Source organism: Spirillospora sp. NPDC049652, assembly GCF_040675125.1.
Taxonomy (GTDB): Bacteria; Actinomycetota; Actinomycetes; order Streptosporangiales; family Streptosporangiaceae; genus Spirillospora.
Genome location: NZ_JBFAOF010001482.1, coordinates 1 through 1,252 on the forward strand (window position 1 = coordinate 1; position 1,252 = coordinate 1,252).

At 75.0% G+C, this 1,252-nt stretch carries 1 protein-coding gene; it reads left to right on the forward strand.

The features are described 5' to 3' along the window. Window positions 1-305 precede the first annotated feature (305 nt). A partial coding sequence (locus AB0J52_RS41280) for a serine hydrolase domain-containing protein (protein ID WP_500188718.1) occupies window positions 306-1,252 on the forward strand: 947 nt, incomplete at its 3' end.

A 1,252-nucleotide genomic window follows, 5' to 3' on the forward strand; every position in this document is an offset into this window, starting at 1 on the left:
GTCCAGGCGGCGGTCGGCGGCGCGCCAGACCTCGCCCATGCCGCCGCGTCCGATCCGCTCCTCCAGCAGGTACCGTCCACCCAGCTCGCGCCCCGTGTACACCGGCACTCCCTCCCGCGTCCGACGGTGTGATTGTGCCGTGGACGGCGCCCACGGCGGCAACCAGGGCGCGGCCACGTTCTCGCCCCACGACGCCCGAACCGCCGCCGATCTGCGGATTCCCTCGGCCCTGGGGGCAGTCCCCCGGTCAGGTCTGGGGGACTGCCCCACTGTGCCGCGACGCCGGTCTCCCTAGCGTCGGAAATATGAGACTCCCCCCACTCTGCGCCGCCGTTCTGGCGGTCCTGGCGCCCCTCACCGTCCTCACACCGCTCCCGGCGCGGGCCGCGTCCGCGGCCTGCGTGCGCGACCACCCCGCCGTCCGCCGGGCGCTCGACGCGCTCACCGCGTCCAACGAGACGCCCGGTGTGACCGTCCGGATCGACGACCCGCGCTGCGGCGCGTGGTCCGCCGCGTCCGGACGCGCCGACCTCGCCACCGGACGCCCGATGGCCACCGGCGAACGCACCCGCGTCGGCAGCATCACCAAGTCGCTCACCGCGACCGTCGTGCTGCTGCTCGCCGCCGAGCACCGGCTGTCGCTGGACGACACGGTCGACCGCTGGCTGCCCGGCCTCGTCCGGACGCCGCGCTACGACGGGCGGCGCATCACGATCCGGTCCCTGCTCCGGCACACCAGCGGCCTGCCCGACCACACCGACGGCCTGCCCGCCGACCCGTCCCGCTGGCGGCACTTCGACCCGGAGCAGCTCGTCGCCCTCGCGCTGGCGATGGATCCGCCGGGCAAGCCGTGGAGCTACTCGTCCACCAACTACATCCTCGCCGGGATGATCGTGCGGAAGGCGACCGGGCGCGGTGTCGAAGAGGAGAGCGTCCGACGTGTCCTGCGCCCGCTCGGCATGCGCGACACCTACTGGCCGGGCGACGAGACGTCCCTCCGCGGCCCCCACCCGCGCGGCTACGTCCGCGACGAGAACGGCCCCTGGACGGACCACACCGACCAGAACATGACCTTCGGCGGCGCGGCGGGCGCGCTCGTCTCCACCACCGGCGACCTCGACCGCTTCTACGGCGCGCTGCTCGGCGGACGGCTGCTGCCGCCGCGCCTGCTCGCCGAGATGCGCGCCACCGTTCCCGCCGACCCCGAGCGCGTCTGGCCCGGCGCGCGCTACGGCCTCGGCCTGATCCAGAC